The sequence below is a fragment of the Mesorhizobium huakuii genome, assembly GCF_030160235.1.
GTDB lineage: Bacteria > Pseudomonadota > Alphaproteobacteria > Rhizobiales > Rhizobiaceae > Mesorhizobium > Mesorhizobium huakuii.
In genome coordinates this window covers 55,730-74,143 of record NZ_BSNY01000005.1, presented here as the reverse complement: position 1 = coordinate 74,143, position 18,414 = coordinate 55,730, and the positions used below count along the sequence as shown (strand labels likewise).

Genomic DNA, 18,414 nt, shown 5'->3' with positions numbered 1-18,414 from the left:
CGATGCTCTCCGCCATCCTCAACACGAGGCCGACGATACGCCGCCTGATCGCGCTGGCGATCGCCGCGGTGACGGCCTGTGTGCTGGCCTGGGTGGTGTTCGCGGCGTTCGACAGCGTCGCCTCCGCACAGGCCGGGATCGAGGAAAAGCGCGAGCTTCTCGGCCAGCTGCAGAGCGTGGCGGCCCTGGCGAAGCGCCTCGACAGCGCCGCCAGTCCGGAAGCGGCGGCCAATCCTGAATTTCTCACCGGCGGCAGCGAGGCGATCATCCGCGGCGGGCTGCAGACCCGGCTGAACGCGATTGCCGCCGCCAATGGGGTCAGCGTGCTGTCTGCCGGCAATGCACCGGTGCTCAGCGAAGCCGGCGTCGATTTCATCGGGCTGCGGGCCAATCTTTCGGGGCCGCTGGAAGGCATCCACAACGCCATTCTCGCCATCGAGACATCGCTGCCGGTGCTGTTCATCCGCGAGGCCACCTTGCGCACCACCAATGTCGGGCCGGCGGCGGGACGGACCGGCGACCCCGAGATTTTCGCCGAGATCCTGTTTTACGGACCGCTGCAGACGCAGATGGCGCCCGCCGGGGTCAAGCCATGACCGGGAAGTTAGCAGGCATGGCGATTGCGGCTGCGATCGCGGTGCTCGCTTTGGTCAATGTCGCGCTCTACGATACGCCTGTCGACATCACGCCCGTCGCTTCCGGCAAAGGGCATGATGGCGGCCTGGTCTCGGTCGCGGGATCGCTGCAATTTCCCGAAGCTGGCGATTTCAGCGAGACGTTCCAGCGTCCGCTGTTCACGCCGACGCGCCGGAAATTCGTGCCGCCGCCGGTCGCGCCGCCGCCGGTGGAGGTTGCCGTTGCCCCGGTCGAGCAGGCGCCGGCGCCGCCGCCACCTGAAGCCCCACCGGCCGTTGCGCCGTCGCTGCTGGGCATCAGCATTCACAGCGGCGCGGCGAAGGCGCTGCTGCGCGTCGCCGGCAGCGAAGCCGCGGCCTGGTATGGCAGTGGCGACACTGTCGACGGCTGGAAGGTGTCGGCGATCGACAACGATCAGGCGGTGCTGGAGCGGGATGGCAAGCTGGCGCGCATCCCGCTTTATCCACCATGGAAGAATGTCCCGGCACCCGCGAATGCGCCGCCGCCACCCCCGAGCGAACCGCAACTATGAGCGACCGCGCCCTTCATGACAGCGCGAGCACCAACTCGCGGGATGAAAGCGCCCGCAGCGGCTTTTCGCTGGTTGCCGTGCTGGTGTTCATGCTGATCGTCTCGGCGATCGTCGTCCCCTTTGCCGTGACGGCCAAGACACGGTTGATGATCGCCAACAGCGAGGTCGAACAGGAGCGCCTCGCGCTGCTGGCCGAAGGCCTCGGCAATGTGGTCGCGAGCACATTGACCGACGGCTCCGGCGGGCAAAAGTTTCCGCTGGATTCCACACCGACATCATGCCGGTCGGGAGAGTTCAGTTTCACCGTGCGCGTCCAGGATCACAGCGGACTGATCGACCTCAATGCCGCGGATGACAGCCTGCTCGAGCTCGGCTTCGCGGCGCTCGGCTTCGGACAGCAGGCATCGGCCGAACTGGCCAAGGCCGCGATCCGGTTTCGCGACAGTGCCAAGCTGTTCGCCGGCCTGCCGTGGTCGAGAAGCGCCGTCGGGCCGCCCGAGGACAAGCAGGCGCCGTTCGAATCGGTGTCCGAGCTGCAGGAGTTTTCGGCGCTCGCGTCGATACAACTGCAGACCCTGAATGGCGTTTTCACGGTCAACTCGAAGCGTGGCACGATCAGCGCCGACCGCGCGCCGAACCGGCTCCGCGCAGCCCTTGCAAGCGGCCCCTCCGCTTCGGTCGTTCAGACGTCGGCCGATGCGTCCGCCTATACGGTCGACGTGGCGGCGAGGCGGGACGGGTCCGGGATCGCGGGCGAGGCCGGGTTCATCATCGAGAAATCTCCGACTGGCGCGGCATTCTCCCGCGTCGCCCGAAGCCCGGCCGCCGAAGCCGGCACATTGCCGCCAGCGGCCGGCACCGCCGATTGCGAGATGCTTTTCGGCACCGAGGCGGCGCAGATCCTACGGGGGTGGAGCTCATGAACGCTACCGCCCAGACGAAGGGGATCGAGGCGTTTCTCGCCTTTCTCGAGGGCGAGAAAGTGCTGACCGCGCATGCCGCCCAACGCGCCTTGGGAGCATCGCGAACATCGGGACACCCCTTCGACACGGTGATGACGGAACTTGGACTGATCGGCGAGCAGGAGCTGGCCAGCAGCCTCAGCCGCTACCTCGAAGCACCGATGCCGGTCGAGATCCCGGAACAGGTCAGCCCCGAAATGCTGGCAAGCGTGCCGCTGGCCTATCTCAGGGAAAACGCCATCCTGCCGCTGCAGATGGACGCCGAACGGCTGGTCGTCGCCGTGGCCGATCCTTTCTCTTCGGCCACCATCGACGCTTTGGCCTTCCACTATGAGCGGACACTGGCGTTGCGCATCTTGCCAAGGCGCCTCATCGCCGAATGCATCGACCGCATCGAACAATCGGCGCTGGCTGCCATTTCGAATGGTGGCGGCAGTGGTGAGATCCTGGATTTCGGCCCTGACGACCTCGAGCGGCTGAAGGATTTTGCCCGTGAGGCGCCGATCGTGCGCTTCGTCGCCGAGACCATCCACAAGGCGGTCGACGCAAGAGCAACCGACATTCACATCGAGCCGCTCGAAGACCATGTCCGCATCCGCTTCAGGCATGACGGCATGCTGTCCACCGTCGACACCGCGTCGATCGCGATGCTGTCCGGCATTTCCACCCGCATCAAGATCCTCTCGCGGCTCAACATTGCCGAACGGCGTCTGCCGCAGGACGGTCGCATGCGCATTGCCGTGCGCGGCCGCGACGTCGATCTGCGCGTCTCGGTCATTCCGTCCATCCACGGCGAGGCCATGGTGCTGCGCATTCTCGATCGCGCCGGCGTCGAACTGAAGCTGGAGAAGCTCGGCTTCGACGGTGCCGCGCAGGCCAAGATCCGCAGCATGTCGCAAGCGGCCAACGGCATCGTGCTGATCACCGGGCCGACCGGCAGCGGCAAGACGACGACGCTCTATTCCATCCTTGCCGAGCGTTCGCGGCCGGACGTCAAGATTTTCACGGTGGAGGATCCGGTCGAATACCGCATGGCCGGCATCACCCAGCTGCAGGTCAATCCGGCGATCGACCTCGATTTCGCCGCCGCCTTGCGCTCGATCCTGCGCCAGGATCCCGACATCATCCTGCTCGGCGAAATCCGTGACCGCGAGACGGCGCAGGTCGCGGTCCAGGCCGCCTTGACCGGTCATCTCGTGTTCTCGACACTCCACACCAACAGCGCCGCCGGCGCGCTGACGCGGCTGCGCGACATGGGCATAGATGGCTATCTGCTCGGCGCGACGATCCGCGGCGTCATCGCGCAGCGCCTGTTGCGCCGTATCTGCCCGACCTGCCGGGGCGCGGAGCAGACCGGTCCGGCCTGCCGCACCTGCAACGGCTCCGGCTACAGCGGCCGCACGGTGACCTACGAAATGCTGCAGGTGTCGCCGCGGATCGCCGAGCTTATCGACCAAGGCGCCGGCGAAATGGAGATCGGCCGCATTGCCGCCGAGGACGATCTCGTGCCGATGTCGGTCCACGCAACCGCCCTTGCCCGATCGCAGGTCACCACCATGGACGAGGTCCGCCGTGTCATCGATCTGGCGGGAGGTGGCTGATGCCGGCCTTTGCTTATCGCGCCTACCTTGCCGACGGCTCGACGGAGGCCGGCGTTCTCGATGCGTCGACCAAGCAGGACGCCGCCCGCAAATTGGCGCAGCAGGGCCGCCGGTCCTACCATCTTGCGCCTGTGAACAGCGAAAGGCCGCAGCTTCGCCTGCCGGGGCGCAGCGCGCTGACGCTGACCCGCAGGGTCGACCTCAGCCGCCTGTTCTCCGAGCTTTCGGTTCTCCTGAACGCCGGCTTCACGGTCGACCGCGCCTTGGGCGCGGTCATCTCCGGCGAGGCCAACCGGCAGCGGCGCCAGCAATTGCAATCGGTGCTCGACCTGACGACCGGCGGCCGGCCGATCGCCGAAGCCTTTGCCGCTCTGCCGGGCATCACCCCGGACGTTGCAGCCCTGCTTGCCAGCGGCGAGCGCAGCGGCAAGATGGCCTTTATCTGCCAGCGGCTGGCGGACACGTTCGAGGCGACGGCCAAGCGCCGCGCCGCGATCATCGAGGCGCTGGCCTATCCGGCCTTCCTGCTCCTGGTCATGAGCGGCGCGCTGGTCATTCTGGCGACGGTCCTGGTGCCGGCGCTGGAGCCGATCTTCGAGGGCTCATTGGCTCCCAAGCCCTTCACCATGACCATGCTTTCCGCCTTTGGCACTGTGTTCCGCGACTACCCCTTCGTTTTCCCGCTGGCGGCGGTGCTCGGCCTGCTTTGTTACCTCCTGCTGTCCCGTTCCGCCGGCGCCAGAAGACAGCTTTCGCACTGGTTGTTGAAGATCCCGCTGATCGGGGCGCTGGTCAGGGATGCGGTGATCGCGCGCTATCTCGAAACGCTTGCGCTGCTGCTCGGCAATGGCGTGGCGATGACAGAGGCGCTTGGCCTTGCCGCCAATGTTTCCAGGCAGAGTTCGTTGGCGGCAAGCTTTGCGTCGATCGAGGACAATGTCGCCAATGGCGCCCGCCTGCACGGCGCGATCGTCAAGGCAGGGATTTTCGACCACGCGACAATGTCGCTGGTCTCCCTTGGCGAAGAGGCCAATGCGCTTCCCGTGGTACTGGATCGCGCCGCCAAAATGCTTCAGCTGACGCTGACGCGGCGCATCGACACCGTGCTGAAGCTGTTGACGCCGGCGCTGACGATTTCGCTCGGCTTTCTCGTCGGCAGCCTGGTCATTTCGGTGATGACGACGATCCTCTCCATCAACGACCTGGCGCTGCAATGACCGCCGCTCCCGGAGCCAAAACGCAGGCAGACGCGACGGCGGGGTTCACCCTGGTCGAGATGCTGGTGGTGCTGGCGATCATGGCGCTTGTCGCCGCCATCGCCGCACCAGGGCTGGTCAGCCACTATCGCACCAAGAGCCTGGAGACGGTGGCCGGCGAGATCACCATGCGGTTGCGCCTGTCGCGCACGTCGGCCATCGCCACCGCCCGGCCGAAACAGGTCCTTGTCGATCTGGGCAGCCGTCTCATCCGCTTCGGCGAACGAGACAGCCTGGCCTTGCCGGACGATGTTAAGATGACCGTCATCACCGGCCAGGAGACTGTCGTCGCCGACCGGCAGACCGTGCTGACCTTCCTTCCCGACGGCCGCGCTTCCGGCATGGACATCGCGCTGCAGCAGAAAGGGCGGACCGCGCGCATCGCGGTCAACTGGCTGACAGGGCTTCCGACATGGCGAACCTTGCCATGACCGCGCCATCGCCCGAAGCCTCATCCGAAGCTGGATTCTCGATCCTGGAGATGATCGTCGCCATGACGATCCTGGCGCTGGTGCTGGGCATCGCCAGCCAGTCGATCGTGCTGGCCAGCCGCAGCATTGCCGCGGCCAAGCGCCAGGTCGAAGCGGCCAGGACGGTTCGCATGATGCTGGCCGACTACGAGGCCCGCGCACAAACCGCGGCGCAACCCGGCTGGACCCTGAAGACCCGCACGATAGACGTCGCGAAAGCGAAGGTGACCGCCGTTCTCATCGAGAAGCCGGGCGGCGCGTTTCCAAGCGGGCCGTTTCTGACCTTTGTGCCGGTGCAAGGCCCGGCCAAGCCATGAGTTGGCCGCTCTCCCGCGCTCGGACGAAGGCTCGCGCCGTTCGCAGCCGTCTTGCGGGGGCTGCTTCATCGGGCGCGAATGCGCATCCGCAACCCTCGGCATCGGCGGCGGGTTTTGCGCTCATCGATGTGTTGGTGGGGCTGGCGCTGATCGGCGTCATCACATCGCTGATGATGGTCTTTCTCGGCCAGGCGCGAACAATGATGCGCATCGAAAAGGCGACCGAGTTCCAGATGGAGGTCGATGCCGCATCGCGGTTCCTCGAGACGGCGATAAGCCATGCCGAGCCCTTGCCACTGTCGAAATCGTCACCGGACCAGGTGCTCTATCTCAGCGGCGATGGTGCCCGGGTCGAATTCAATGCCGTTCAGGCGATCGGTTTCAAATCCTCCGCATTGCGCGAGATCACCGTGTCGCTTGCCGATGGTGGCCAGACGGGGGCCGCCTTGGCCATCGTCCAGAAGACGCGGCGCGGCAGCAAGCCCGGCGCAGCGGTGTCGAGCGAACCGGTGCGGCTGATCGGCGGCGTGAGCGCCATGAAATTCGAATATCTCGACAACGCGCTGGCACCGCCATCGTGGCTGCCGGGCTGGAATGCGCCGCGGCAACTGCCCGCCGCCGTGCGCTTCACCCTTTCGGTGGTGCGCGATGGCGCGGCCTATTCATCGCGGGGTTTTGCCCGCCTCGATATGGCCAGCACGCCGGCGCCTCGCACGAATTGAGCGCGCGCTCTCCGGACGCCGTCAGTTGCTGACGTCCTGGTCCTCGCCGGTTCCGTCGGGCTTGCCGTCCTTGCCAAGGCTGCGGATGACCACCCCGCTGGCATCGGCCTTTACTTCGTAGGAATAGGGCCTGCCCCATGGATCCTTGAGGCCGGTTGTCCCCTTGAGGTAAGGCCCGTTCCAGCGCGTTTCGCCGGCAGGCTGCGCGACCAGGGCGTTGAGCCCCTCTTCAGAGGTCGGGTATTTCGCATTGTCGACATAATAGAGTTCGAGCGCGCTTTCGATGTTGCGGATCTGCGCCTTGGCCGCATTGGTCCTGGCCGCGCCGAGATAGCGCAGCACCTGCGGTGCCGCCAGCGTGGCGATCAGCGCGATGATGGCGAGCACGACCAGGAGCTCGACCAGGGTGAAACCGCTTTCGCGATCGTCGCGGTCGTGGCCCGATTTTTCGGAGGGTTGAAGAAAGCGCATCATCAGAGCAGCCCCATGTCTAGACCTGCAAATTGCTCCAGCGCCCAGCTTGCGCCGAGGCCGATGGCGATGAATGGACCGAAGGCGACCCGGGCCCGCGCTGCCGCCGGCCCCGTCGCGACCACCTGGCCGCCGACGAACAGCAAAGCGCTGGCGCTGGCGATGAACAACAGCACCGGCAACAACAGCGGGCTGATCCAGCACGCGGCGGCCGCCAGCATCTTGACGTCGCCGAGGCCGAGGCCGATCCGGCCGGTCATGAGGAAATGGCCGCGCCGCAGCAGCCATGCGGCGGCGAAGGTGGCGGCGGCAAAGAGGAGCTGCACCGGCAGGCCGTCTGCCTCCGCCGCCAGCTGGTAGGAAAGACCGATGCCGGCGAGCGCCAGGTTGAGACCGTCCGGAATGATCTGCCGGCGGAAATCGGTGATCGAAATGGCGGCGAGAACGGCCGCCAGGGCGATGGTGGCGGCAAGCACGAGAGAGGGGTGCGTCACCATCGTCAATACGCCAGCCTCTTCAAATCCTGCTGCAGCTTGGTGCCGCCGCGCCGCTTCTGGATCGGCGTCTGCAGGCTGATCTTGCCGCGGAATTCGTCCGTCACCTCGCGGGCTTCATTGATATCACGAACGACATGCGGCCGGATGAAGATAATCAACTCGGTCCGCTTGATGGTGTCGTCCTTTTGCTTGAACGCATTTCCGAGAATCGGGATGTCGCCGAGGATCGGCACCTGGCTGCGGTCGACACTGTTGTTCTGCTGGATGAGGCCGCCCAGTGCCAGGCTCTCGCCGTCATTGACCAGCACGCGCGTCTGGATCTTGCGTTGCTGGATGGTCGGCGAGTCGATATCGGAACTTTCCGTCTTGGTGACGTTGCTGACCTCCTGCTGGATGTCGAGCATCACCCTGCCGGCATTGTTGATGCGCGGCGTCACCGTCAGGATGACGCCGGTATCCTTCATCTGGACCGAGTTGATGATCGGCGCGCTGCCGTTGCCGGTGTCCTGCGATTGCTGGGTCAGGATCGGCACCTGGTCGCCGACCTGCAGGATCGCCTTCTGGTTGTTGAGCGCCATGATGGTGGGCGCCGAAATGACGTTGACGTCGGTGATCTTGGAAAGCGCGTTCAGCGTCACCTGGATGTTGTCGGTGGCGTAGCTCCAGTTGAAGCCGGGCAGGGTGGCCGCCGCGGCTGCCTTGGCCACGTCGGTCACGGAGACCTTGGTGCCGCCATTTTCGAAGAACCAGCGCAGGCCGTATTTCAGGTCGTCGTTGAGCGTGACTTCGGCGATCACCGCTTCGAGCATGACTTGCGTCGGCAGCACGTCGACCTTGGTCAGGATCTGCTCGATGCGTTGGTAGTCGCGCGCGGTGGTCTGGATCAGCAGCGCATTGTTCTCGACATCGGCGACGACGGTGGCATGGGCGGGCGCCTCATTGTCCTGCTGAGGCAGCGAGGGCGACGGCCCGGTCAGCGGCGCCGGCGTGACCCCGTCCGACTGCATGGCGATCGGCGTCTGGTCCGGCGACACGTTCGTGCCGCCCGATTGGCCTTCGGTCTTCACCGTGGTGCCGAGAACCGAGCTCAGCACCGATGCCAGTTCCTTGGCCGGCCGGTTCTGGATCTGGTAGACGAAGAGCTGGCTTTCATTGGTCTCGGCCAGCCTGTCGAGCTTGTTGATCCAGGTCGCCGCGCGCGCCAGATAGGCCGGGCGCGAGGTGATCACCAGCACCGAATTCAGCCGGTCATTGGGGATGAACTGGATCAGCTTGGCGCCCGGACCGTCCTTGGTGCCGAAGATCGAATCGAGTTCGGCGGCGACCGCTTCCGGCTTCGAGGTCTTCAAGGGATGCAGCGCCACCGACATGCCGCGCATCCAGTCGACATCGAACACCGAAACGGCTTCCCGGATGGCATTGAGGTCGCTGTCGCTGCCGGCGACGGTGATGATGTTGCGGGTGGAATCGACGCGCAGCACCGAGCCCTGGCGGGTGATCGGTTCGAGAATGGTCTTCATCTCGTCGGCGGCGATGAATTGCAGCTGCAGCACCTGCACCTTGACGCCAGGGCCGGACGGCGAGGTCGACGGCACTGAGACCGGCGGCGTCGAGGCCATGATCTCCGACAGCGGCACGATCTGGTAGGTGCCGCCGCGGCTGGTGATGCCGGCGGAATTCACCGCCAGCGCCGATTGCAGGATATCGACCAGCGCATCCTGCGACACCGGCTGCGAGGTCTGCAGCGTGACCGTGCCCTGCACGCGCGGGTCGACGATGTAGTTGAGGTGAAGCGCATCGCCCAGCACCGCCTTGGCCGCGTCGGCGATCGGCGCGTTGACCAGGTTGAGCTCGAACTTGCCGGAACCGTCGCTCGTCACCTTGGTGACCGGCGCGCCCGACGAGACGAACTGGCCGGTGCCCTGATACTGCGCCCCGTTGAAGCGCTGTGCCGCGCTCGACGCAGAAGTGACGGCGGCAGGTCCGGTATAGCCCGCTCGCAGGGGCGAATTCTTGGCGTGCAGGCTGTCGATGGTCTCGGTGAAAAAGTCCTTGCCCGGCGCGGAGGTGCAGCCGGCAACAGCCAGCAGCGTGAACAACACGACGCAATGACTCGGCTTGCTCGACATCCACCCGATTCCCCTAGGGCTTCAGTCTAGGGCTTCTTGCTGGCGGATGTCGGGAATGATGGCGGTGTTTGGGGTCTATCCACAGGGTAGGTGGGGGGCGAGGCTGCTGCGTCAGGAGAAGAGTGCGAGGGATTTGAGGATCGATGGACGCCTGTTACTCAAGCAGAGGGGCATGATCTTATCCGAGACGGCTTTGGACTGCAGAGGCGGGGTAGCCTTGGCCTGGGAGGTCAAGCCGACATTGCGAAAAAGTGCACTGTCACCGTAATCCAGACCAGGACGACGATGCGGGCGAGGCGAGCCATGCGGTCAATCTACACGCGGCGGCAGCCAGGCGAACGGGATAAAAAGTGCACTGTCACCGTAATTCCGCCGACATATATTACATAAATTCAGAAGGCATTTTGCGTCACTTTATCTTTGCTTGCTTCGCATGCTTAAGAAGCTGTTTGATAGCTTGCTCGCGTCCATGGCGCTTCGCTTTCGAGAGCAATTCAGTCTCTATGGCTTCCGGCTCCTCGGACGCAGATATTTTCGCTGGGACATTATGAAATATGTCAGCAACAATCTGCGCCTCCTCCAGGCTAGCGCTCGCTCGTATTTCAATCAGCGCTACCCCGAGCACATACAAGATATCAGTATAACGCTTTGCCGAATTAGTGTTTTCCATTCCTAATGACCATTGTCCATTCACGATAACATTAGCTCTAGGTGTCTGTTCTGTTTCCGTGATCGCCAACTGCGCCTGGATTATTTCTGGTACCTCCAGCCGTTTCTCCATTCCCGGATCCACTTTTGGAATTACGGTGACAGTGCACTAATTTTGCCCCGCCGGCCTCGCTTCCCTGGTTTTACGGCTTTTCCAGTTTGGGCAGCAATCCGGCTGAGAAAGGCCTCGCCGCCCACCGGTCGGCCGACGCTCTCGGCTTTGCGCAGTGCGTCGAAGGCCGCTGCATCCGTCTCGACCAGGTCGAACAGCCCGCTCGATGATCGCAGACGGTCCCTCATTGGCTGCGGATCGGTAACTCCGTCGGGCTCGCCGGTGAGATGCGCCCGGGCGCTTGACCGGGGCCAATCGGCCGCCTGTTTCACCAGCCCTGCGCGCACCGGATTCAGTCCGACATAGCGCACTGCTGACAAAAGGTGGTCCTCGTCCATCGCGACGGCGCCGAAGCGGCCTTGCCAGAAATGTCCGGCTTTCTTTTGCCGCGCATGGATGATGCCGGCATAGGCGCGGTGCACCTTTGCGAGCGCGCGCCGCAGGCCGTCCGGGTCGGTCGGCGTCAGGATCAAATGCACATGGTTTGGCATAAGGCACCACGCCCAGGTGCCGACATTGACAGCGCGGCAATGCTCGACCAGCAAGGTCTTGTAGAGCGCGTAGTCCTCGGACGTGAAAAACACTTTGGTCCGCCCGTTGCCGCGTTGTGTCACGTGGTGCGGCAAATCGGGGACGACGATGCGGGCGAGGCGAGCCATGTGGTCAATCTGCGCGCGGCGATAGCTAGGCGAACAGGGTAAAAAGTGCACTGTCACCGTAATTTCCGTCGCAATTTCTAATGCAATGTGGGACTAAGGTATTGCGAAATAACTCGTATAATATCAAGAACGGAGTCAATGTTGTCGGAATTCGTATGCTCACGAGGAGCAATCCAATCAAGCTCAGGAATTTCCGGAAAATTTATTTGAGTTCTAAAGGTTATAGCGGTGAGGTCATTGTGGGTAAGTAAAGATGGCTCGCCTTGTCCAAAATACGGAAAACGAAAACTCAACCAAATTTTACCCCCGTATCTAGTTTTCACAGACATTCGCATAGACACTCGATGGCCAAACCTATCATTCAAAAAACCTGAGAAAACCAAATCGCTGCCATCAAACTCTACGGTCGGATAATCCAGGTTCATCGATGGAATCGTATTAAAAATATAGGGTTTTAGGTGTCTATAATTGGATATTTTCATATCATTCGCAGTCAAGCGTAGCGGAGAGGCGCTATAGTTAACCTCAAGCCTCCAATTCTCAACTGCTTTCTTGAAATTATCAAATACCTCTATATTTTTATTATCTGGGTTAATTCCGCAAAGGTCTGCACTGCGTATTGTGGTTATCATCTCTTCAAGCTCACCGACAAAGCACCCAGTGCGTTTCGCCCAGAAATCTGTCGCCATAAGCCACGGAGAATTATAGCTAATTCCACTAAAGCCACCTCTATGGCTGTCAAAATCACGCAAAATTGTTGCTAATAGATCCCGCAAGCCCTGCATTCTCGCATCAGTCACGTAATCTCTCCTCTCTAGTTGCTTATGGTGAGCGCGGTCGTGGACGACCGACTGGGCCTGGCATGGCGATTGGTGGACCTCTTTCAATCCCCTGAATAAGTCCGTTTAGAGCATCATTTGCCCAATTGCTCGCATTTTGTCTTGCGTTGTCAAATACGTTAGTATTGGTCTTTACGAGATCATAGTTCGCGATACCAGGTATTTTGCTTGTGTAAGTAAGAACATCGTAATTGCTTAAATCAGTTCCAACTATATGACCGATGATGGCCCGATCCTTTACTGCCTTAGAAATCTCGTCAGGTGTTGCTGGACGCAAATCAATACCCAAAGCCTTCGCCGCTGCCTGCCATTTGCCGGCTTGAGCGGCATCTTTTGCCTGAAGGTCGGCGCGGTATACGTGTGTTACCGGCTTCCAGTCGAAGTAGCTGGCCGATTTTGGGCCTGTAATCTGGATGGCGTCTGGTCGGCTCTTTAGGCCTATTTTACCTCGAGTTGTAATGAATCCAATTAAATCATCTGCCATCTGCTTTATGCTAACTTCTGGTGTGAATTGATGCTCTTTACTGTTGCCACCCGCCAAGCTGCCAGCCAACTTGTCATGCGCTAACGTTCCGTTGATCGAGTTGAATTTCGAGTCAGGCTCGTTTGTCTCGACAGCATGCCCATTCGGATCACTCTTATTGACCGGATCATTCTGCGCGTACGCATACCGGTTGGTCCCAGCACCCGGTAGCGTCGGATCCCAATCATCCGGCGAAATAAACCGCCCCAGCACCGGATCCATATACCGCGCATTGAGGTACAGCAGCCCGGTCTCGGCATCGAAGCGCTCGCCGATGTAGCCCTTCTGCGTCTGGAAGCCGGTGTTGAGGCTCTCGCCATAGGTGGCGTAGCTGTTGCCTTCGACCAGGGCGCCCGACATGTCGGTGACCATGCGCACCGAGGCCAAATGCTCGCGGTGCAGGAAGTATTTTGTGGTGCCGACCACCTTGATGTCGGGATGCGGATAGCGCGTGTAGATCTCCGCGCCCGGTGTCGCCGGATTGATCTCGACATCGGCGTCGGGATAGAGCGTCGTCGCGAAGCTCGATGTCTTCCTGGCGCGCGCCCCGTCCGGGCCGTAGGCAAGATTGACGGTGTTGGAGGCAAGGCTGACCGTCTTCAGCCGGTTGGCCTCGTCCCAGGCGAGCGCGCGGCTGCCGTCGGAGGTGAGATTGCCATTGGCATCATAGGCCATCGCATTGGCGCCGACGCTGATGGGCGCATGCGGACGAGCTGCGCTCGCCGCGGGGTAGACATAGCTGCCGGCGACACGCGAGCGCGAGAGCATGTTGTCGTTGGCGGCATAGACGAAGCTTTCGTCGAGCGTGTTGTCGCCGAGATTGTCCGCCGAGATCAGCCGGTCGGCATTGTCGTAGACATAGTTCCAGCTGTTGGGTCCCGTGGCCGAGGCCCCGACAATGTTGGTGATGCGGCCGAGGGCGTCGCGCGTGAACTGGCGATCCATCATTGGCCCGTTGGGGCCAGATGTGGTGATCCGCGTCACCCAGCGGCGGGTCGGCGAATAGGTGAAGGACGTCTTCACCCCATTGGCGTAGGTGATCTCCTTCGTCTGGCCATCGGCCTCGTAAATGGTCGAGGTGATGTAGCCGGGAGCCGAGTACAGCTTGTTGCCGGCGGTGTATTGCAGGCGGTGGTCCCAGTCGCCGAACCACAGATCGCCCGGCTGGTAATTCCTTAGGAGGGTCTGGCCGGCCCTGTCGCGGATGTCGACCGTGGTGTGCGTCAGGCCGGCAATGGTCGCGTCATGCCTGCCGAGCTTGCCAAGCCCGTCATAATTGTAGCTGTGCGTCGCCGTCGCATTGGTCGAGGTGGTGAGCTGGCCGATGTTGTACCAAGAGCTTGGAGCCGCCTGGTCATAGGTGTTCTGGGTGAGCACAACCGGGCTGCCGCCGGGTGCCGTTGCTGTCTTCAGGAGCAACCGGTCCATCTGGTCGTAGCTGAGATTGGTGACCGTGCCCCTGGCATCGGTCTGGCTGACCAGTCGGTTGGCGGCATCGTAGACATAGGTCCAGGTGCCGAGATCGGGATCCGACGCCGACAGCCGGTTGCCGAGCATGTCGTAGGTGTAGGTCCAGGTCGAGCCGCTGGTGTCGGTAAGGCCGACCAGCCGGCCAAGCACGTCGAAGGTGCGGGTTTGCGCAAGCTGAAGACCGGCGAAGTCACGAACCACGCCCGCGACATCGCCACGCGTCGACCATGCCGTCCGGGTCTGATGGCCGAGCTCGTCGGTCATTGTCGTGCCATGCAGCCGCGGGGTGGTGGTGGGCGCGGTGGCGAGATCGTTGAGATAGCTGCGCTGGCTGCCATCCGGATTGACGGTCTTGGTCAACTGGTCGGCCCAGTCGTAGCTATTGGTGGTCCACTGCGCGGTCTCGCCGACGAAGCGAGGGAAATCCGTGCGCAAGACATTGCCGCGCGGATCATAGTCGGTGTCGGCAATGCGCCTTGGCCCAGCTGCTGTCTCTCCGGGCGTTTCCACGTGGTAGACCCGGCCAAGCCCGTCATACCAGGAGATGGTAAAATCCTCGCCCGCGCCATTGGGGAGCGGCGTGTATTTGATCAGCGCCTGCGCCCCGGGGTTGCCCTCGTTGACAAACTGGTTCCTGACATAGGCGCCGGTGACGCTCTGCGATGCCTGATAGAGACGGCAGAACGGATCGTAGGCAAAAGTCTTCACCAGGCCGTTGAAGTCGGTCTTCGTCGCCGGCAGGCCGCAGACGGGATTGTAGGTCGCCGTCGAGACGAAGCGCGTATCCGCCGTCTGCCCGCCCGTCGCGAAGTAGCGCGGCGCCCGTTCGGTTACCGGGTAGAGATGATAGGTGGCGTCATAATCCCATTCGGTCTTGTGGCCGAGCCCGTTGGTGGCAGAGATCCTGTTGCCATAGGTGTCGTAGGCAAGGAGTTGGTAGCTGAACTTCTGCGGCGTCGCATAGACATCGGCATAGTCAATCGCCCAGGTCAGATTGCCCTTGGTCGGCGGCGTATCGTTGTTGGCATGCTGGTTGTCGTAAAACAGCGACTTGTAGTTGATGAACGGGAACGACCAGTCAAAGCCCGCCTGAGCCGTCTCAATACGCGGGAGCGAGACGATATAGGCCGATGTGTTCGGCGCGAACCACTTCTGGTTCCAGGTCTCGTCCCCGCTCGCATCAGTGCGGCCATAGTCCTTGAGGCTGACGATGTTGTTGTAGGCATCGAAGCCGCGCTCGACCCGGAGCGTGTACGTGACGTTCTCGATGAACGTCGTGTCGGTCGCCGTGTTCTGCACGGTGTAGGGTTTTGTCGCCATATTGACCGCATAGGTCTCGGCCACCTGCTTGTGGACCGTGCCCGCGCCATCCTTCCACACCGTCAGCGACGGCAGGCCGTAGCTCGCCAGATCCTGGCGATAGGTGGTCGTCACCGTCGAGGGCGCCGTCTCGCCATTGGCCAGCGGTTTTGTCTCGACGATCGAGGCAAAGCCGAGGAACTTGCGCGCCGCCGGATCGTACTTGCCGCCAGCATAGGTGTATGTGCTCACCGCCGTCTGGCCACGGCCGTCGCTCACCGAGAGCCTCGTCACCGCATGCACCACTTGCGGCAGGTAGTTGTTCTGCCAGGTCGACGACGGTGTGTATTCGGCTGCCACCGTGCCGCCAAGCTCAGTGGTGATCTGCTTCAGCAGGTTCGGATTGCCCGTCCCGGCGTTCGAGATGAACATGTGGCTGGAGTCGGTGAAATCAGGCAGGCCGTCGCCGTTGAAATCGCCGATAACCGTGCCGGCAGTCATCGCGGTTGGCAGCGTGAACTGCACAGGTGTCATCGACGTCGACGATGGCCGCAGCGAGAAAACGCCTACAGCGCCGCTGTCACCGATCGTAATGACATCGACGCGGCCGTCATTGTCGAAATCTCGAAGACTGGCATTCTTTCCCGCGATCGTCGAAACGGAATAGCCCTTGAAGCCCACTCCGGTCGATAGCCACAGCCCAACAGTATCCGAAGTGCCGTCATAGCGTAGAATATCCGTCGCGCCGTCGCCATTCACATCGGCCAAGACGCAAGTGCCCGAACTCCCATAGGGTGAGCCTGGTCCTTGACAGTTGATTCCGAACGACGCCCCACTGATTTGCCATGTACCGTTCGAAAGCTCGCCTTTCTTGACCGAGTTTCCTAACGCATATAGCGGCCGCTGCCTGCCATTGCCGAGAAAGTCGCCAACCCCGACGGCACCCCAATTATTGGCGTTGAGATTGTCGATGCCATCTCCATCGGGATCGGCAACGAAGGCCGGGACATTGTTGAACGGAGTCGAACTCTCGCCATAAGGAAAGACACTGCAGACGGATTGATAGCCGGCCGGTGGCGTGGGGTTGCAGGGAACTGGCGTCAGGGCCAGTTGAGTGTCAGTTAGCATGAGCCCGGAGGACGCCGAATAAGTGCAGATATCGCTGCCGCTGTGCGTTGGGTGGCAAGAGACGCTGGTGCGGAATTGGGCGAAGTCCATTGTATTCTTAGTGGAATTGAATCGACCAGCCAGGCTTCCAAGGAAGCTGCCTGGTATATTGTTTCTTGATAGTGCTGTTCCGGTTGAGTTAAATTTTATTACACTAACATAATCTTTTGTTGTTGTTCTATATTCTCCGCCGCCTATCGATGTTTTTGTAATTTCTTGGTATGGTCCATAGATTTCATCGCGACCGTCAAAATTCAAATCCCCGGTTTCGTGTGGGTAGACGTAGCTTATTGAGTTGGGCGCCGAAATGTGTTCAGAGATCGGTGTATTGGCAGTCGAATAAACCCCATCAGTATTCTGATACGTCATCTGGGCGATGACCTTCGCGGAGCCGCTGGTGATGGTTCCGTCGACCGCAATTGTCGCGTCGGTGCCGTAGCGGGTGATCTGGGTCAGCCGCGACGCGTTGGAGAACGGCGCCTGGTCGTAGGTCAGCTTGTAAGCGCCACGCAGTGCGCCGCTCACCCTGACGCCGATCGCCTTGATGCGCTGGCTGGTCTCGGAGATGTCTCGGCCATTGCCCATCAGGATCATGTCCGGACGGGTCTCGTAGTAGAAGGTTATGCTGGTGCCGTTGTAGCTGACGCTGGCGGGATAGCAGACCGGGCTCGCCGGGCAAGAGTAGCTGTAGGTGACCGTGTTGCCGTTGGTGTCGGTGACCGAAGTCAACAGCCAGCGGTAGCTCATCGCCAGGTCATAGGCCGGTGTGCCGGCGGTCGGATTGAGGTTGGCGACCGCACCCACCGAACGGAAGGTCGAGACGGTGCCGTCCCTGTCCGTCACCGTCCATTGATTGGCGGAACTGTTGAAAGCGATGCGGCGATAGCTCTCATTCTCCGTCGCATGCGTGCCGCCGGTCGCGCAGGATGGCGACACCATGCCGGCAGCGCAGGCCACCATCGCCTGACCGTCGAGCAGATAAATGTCGTTGGCGTCATAGGCCGGCATGCCGTAGCCCGGCGTCGCCCGTTCGATGACGTCAAAACCATCGAGGCCCCAGGCATAGCCGAGCCAGCCCTGGTAGAGGCCGCCGAGCTTGGTCTTGCGCGAGGAGTTGTAGTTCAGCGCGATCCGCGGCTCGATGCCGTGGAAGGCGGGCACGTCGATGCCTATCGAATAGCCGAGATTGCCGTTGCCGGCAGCCTTGGGCAAATCCACCTTCGGCGTGCCGATCGCTTCGGGGTCGCCGCTGTCGGTCGTCGCGGCTGCCGCCGCCATTGCTTGCGCCGCCGGCTCCTCGGGTGCGGCCTCTGTGTCAGTGGTCTTGGCCGCCTTGCCGGTTGCCTTCGTGGTCTTGGTATCTGCGGCCTTGGTGCCATCCGTGGTGCTGGTATCGTCGGCGGCTTTGGCATCGGCCGGCTTGGCGCCGACCTTGGCCGCCGCATCGGGACTGCCGGTCGCGGATGAACCATCTCCGGTTGGCTGCGCCGGTGAAGAACTCGACGGGCTGCCCGCGGCCTGTCCGCCGGCTCCCAGCGCCGCCCCGCCATTGCCGTAGCCGGCAGCAGAATTTCCTGCAGTCGCGGAAGAGCTTTGGCTCTCCTGCGCGAGTGCTGCCATTCCTTCACTTCGGCTAATATAAGAAACAGCAGAAATATCCGCGCCGACGACACTTGCGGCAAGCACTACCGCGCCAACAAGCAACCGTTTCATGAGTCCCCCGAGCCAAGTTGCTTATCGTTACGCACCTTTCATTTGACGGATACGACACACCATCGTCACAAAGCCAATATCCACAGACTTATTTTCGGAGGGGAACAATAACACTGCGGGAGCTCAGTGAATGTTAGACGGATCGAGCGCCTTTTCGAACGATGCGATCCATCGCACTGCATCGCAGGTATGGAAAGGCGGCGGAGAATTTCGTGATGTCGGGTTCTGCACTCGGCATTGGCCGAGGGCCAGCAAGGACTGCTATTCAGCGGCTCTATTGCCTACGGGCGGCAATGATCCACGCGCGCCATAGGACGGTCATATGCGCCAG

General features: G+C 61.9%; 15 protein-coding genes. 8 read left to right on the top strand and 7 right to left on the bottom strand.

Annotation, left to right across the window (positions count from 1 at the left end):
• The first annotated feature begins 2 nt into the window (after positions 1-2).
• The 8 genes from gspM (at position 3) to QQK95_RS00745 (ending at position 6,496) form a co-directional block, all read left to right on the top strand.
• Entirely contained in the window at positions 3-596 is a 594-nt protein-coding gene (gspM, locus tag QQK95_RS00780) for a type II secretion system protein GspM (RefSeq protein ID WP_284267784.1), read from the top strand.
• Positions 593-1,168, top strand: a complete 576-nt coding sequence (locus tag QQK95_RS00775) for a hypothetical protein (protein WP_284267783.1) — start codon at positions 593-595, stop codon at positions 1,166-1,168. The genes gspM and QQK95_RS00775 overlap by 4 nt, the downstream gene beginning before the upstream one ends.
• 89 nt (positions 1,169-1,257) lie before the next feature.
• Entirely contained in the window at positions 1,258-2,091 is an 834-nt protein-coding gene (locus QQK95_RS00770) for a general secretion pathway protein GspK (RefSeq protein WP_284268028.1), read from the top strand.
• The gene (locus QQK95_RS00765) at positions 2,088-3,731 is read left to right on the top strand and encodes a GspE/PulE family protein (protein WP_284267782.1); all 1,644 of its coding nucleotides are present in this window, start codon (positions 2,088-2,090) and stop codon (positions 3,729-3,731) included. Before QQK95_RS00770 ends, QQK95_RS00765 begins: the two co-directional genes overlap by 4 nt.
• Entirely contained in the window at positions 3,731-4,948 is a 1,218-nt protein-coding gene (locus QQK95_RS00760; protein WP_284267781.1) for a type II secretion system F family protein, read from the top strand. Before QQK95_RS00765 ends, QQK95_RS00760 begins: the two co-directional genes overlap by 1 nt.
• Positions 4,945-5,418 carry a prepilin-type N-terminal cleavage/methylation domain-containing protein gene (locus QQK95_RS00755; protein WP_284267780.1) on the top strand — a complete coding sequence of 158 codons (474 nt, stop codon included), beginning with the start codon at positions 4,945-4,947 and terminating at the stop codon, positions 5,416-5,418. The genes QQK95_RS00760 and QQK95_RS00755 overlap by 4 nt, the downstream gene beginning before the upstream one ends.
• A complete protein-coding gene (locus QQK95_RS00750; RefSeq protein WP_284267779.1) occupies positions 5,415-5,774 on the top strand; it encodes a PulJ/GspJ family protein in 360 nt (119 codons plus the stop codon). Before QQK95_RS00755 ends, QQK95_RS00750 begins: the two co-directional genes overlap by 4 nt.
• Before the next feature lie 134 nt (positions 5,775-5,908).
• On the top strand, positions 5,909-6,496 hold the full coding sequence (locus QQK95_RS00745; RefSeq protein ID WP_284267778.1) for a general secretion pathway protein GspJ: 588 nt from the start codon (positions 5,909-5,911) through the stop codon (positions 6,494-6,496).
• Between the two features lie 21 nt (positions 6,497-6,517).
• On the opposite strand, the gene gspG is transcribed toward QQK95_RS00745, so the two are convergent.
• The 7 genes from gspG to QQK95_RS00710 form a co-directional block, all read right to left on the bottom strand.
• Positions 6,518-6,970, bottom strand: coding sequence for a type II secretion system major pseudopilin GspG (gene gspG / locus QQK95_RS00740; RefSeq protein ID WP_284267777.1), 453 nt, complete (start codon positions 6,968-6,970; stop codon positions 6,518-6,520).
• Positions 6,970-7,464 carry a prepilin peptidase gene (locus QQK95_RS00735; protein ID WP_284267776.1) on the bottom strand — a complete coding sequence of 165 codons (495 nt, stop codon included), beginning with the start codon at positions 7,462-7,464 and terminating at the stop codon, positions 6,970-6,972. The genes gspG and QQK95_RS00735 overlap by 1 nt, the downstream gene beginning before the upstream one ends.
• Before the next feature lie 2 nt (positions 7,465-7,466).
• The gene (gene gspD / locus QQK95_RS00730; protein WP_284267775.1) at positions 7,467-9,593 is read right to left on the bottom strand and encodes a type II secretion system secretin GspD; all 2,127 of its coding nucleotides are present in this window, start codon (positions 9,591-9,593) and stop codon (positions 7,467-7,469) included.
• Positions 9,594-10,002: 409 nt separating this feature from the next.
• Positions 10,003-10,374, bottom strand: a complete 372-nt coding sequence (locus tag QQK95_RS00725; protein ID WP_284267774.1) for a hypothetical protein — start codon at positions 10,372-10,374, stop codon at positions 10,003-10,005.
• Positions 10,375-10,394: 20 nt separating this feature from the next.
• Complete coding sequence (locus tag QQK95_RS00720) at positions 10,395-11,072, bottom strand: transposase (protein WP_284267773.1); 678 nt, start codon at positions 11,070-11,072, stop codon at positions 10,395-10,397.
• A 77-nt stretch (positions 11,073-11,149) separates the two neighbouring features.
• On the bottom strand, positions 11,150-11,872 hold the full coding sequence (locus QQK95_RS00715; RefSeq protein ID WP_284267772.1) for a hypothetical protein: 723 nt from the start codon (positions 11,870-11,872) through the stop codon (positions 11,150-11,152).
• Between the two features lie 22 nt (positions 11,873-11,894).
• On the bottom strand, positions 11,895-18,083 hold the full coding sequence (locus QQK95_RS00710; RefSeq protein ID WP_284267771.1) for an RHS repeat-associated core domain-containing protein: 6,189 nt from the start codon (positions 18,081-18,083) through the stop codon (positions 11,895-11,897).
• Positions 18,084-18,414: the final 331 nt, after the last annotated feature.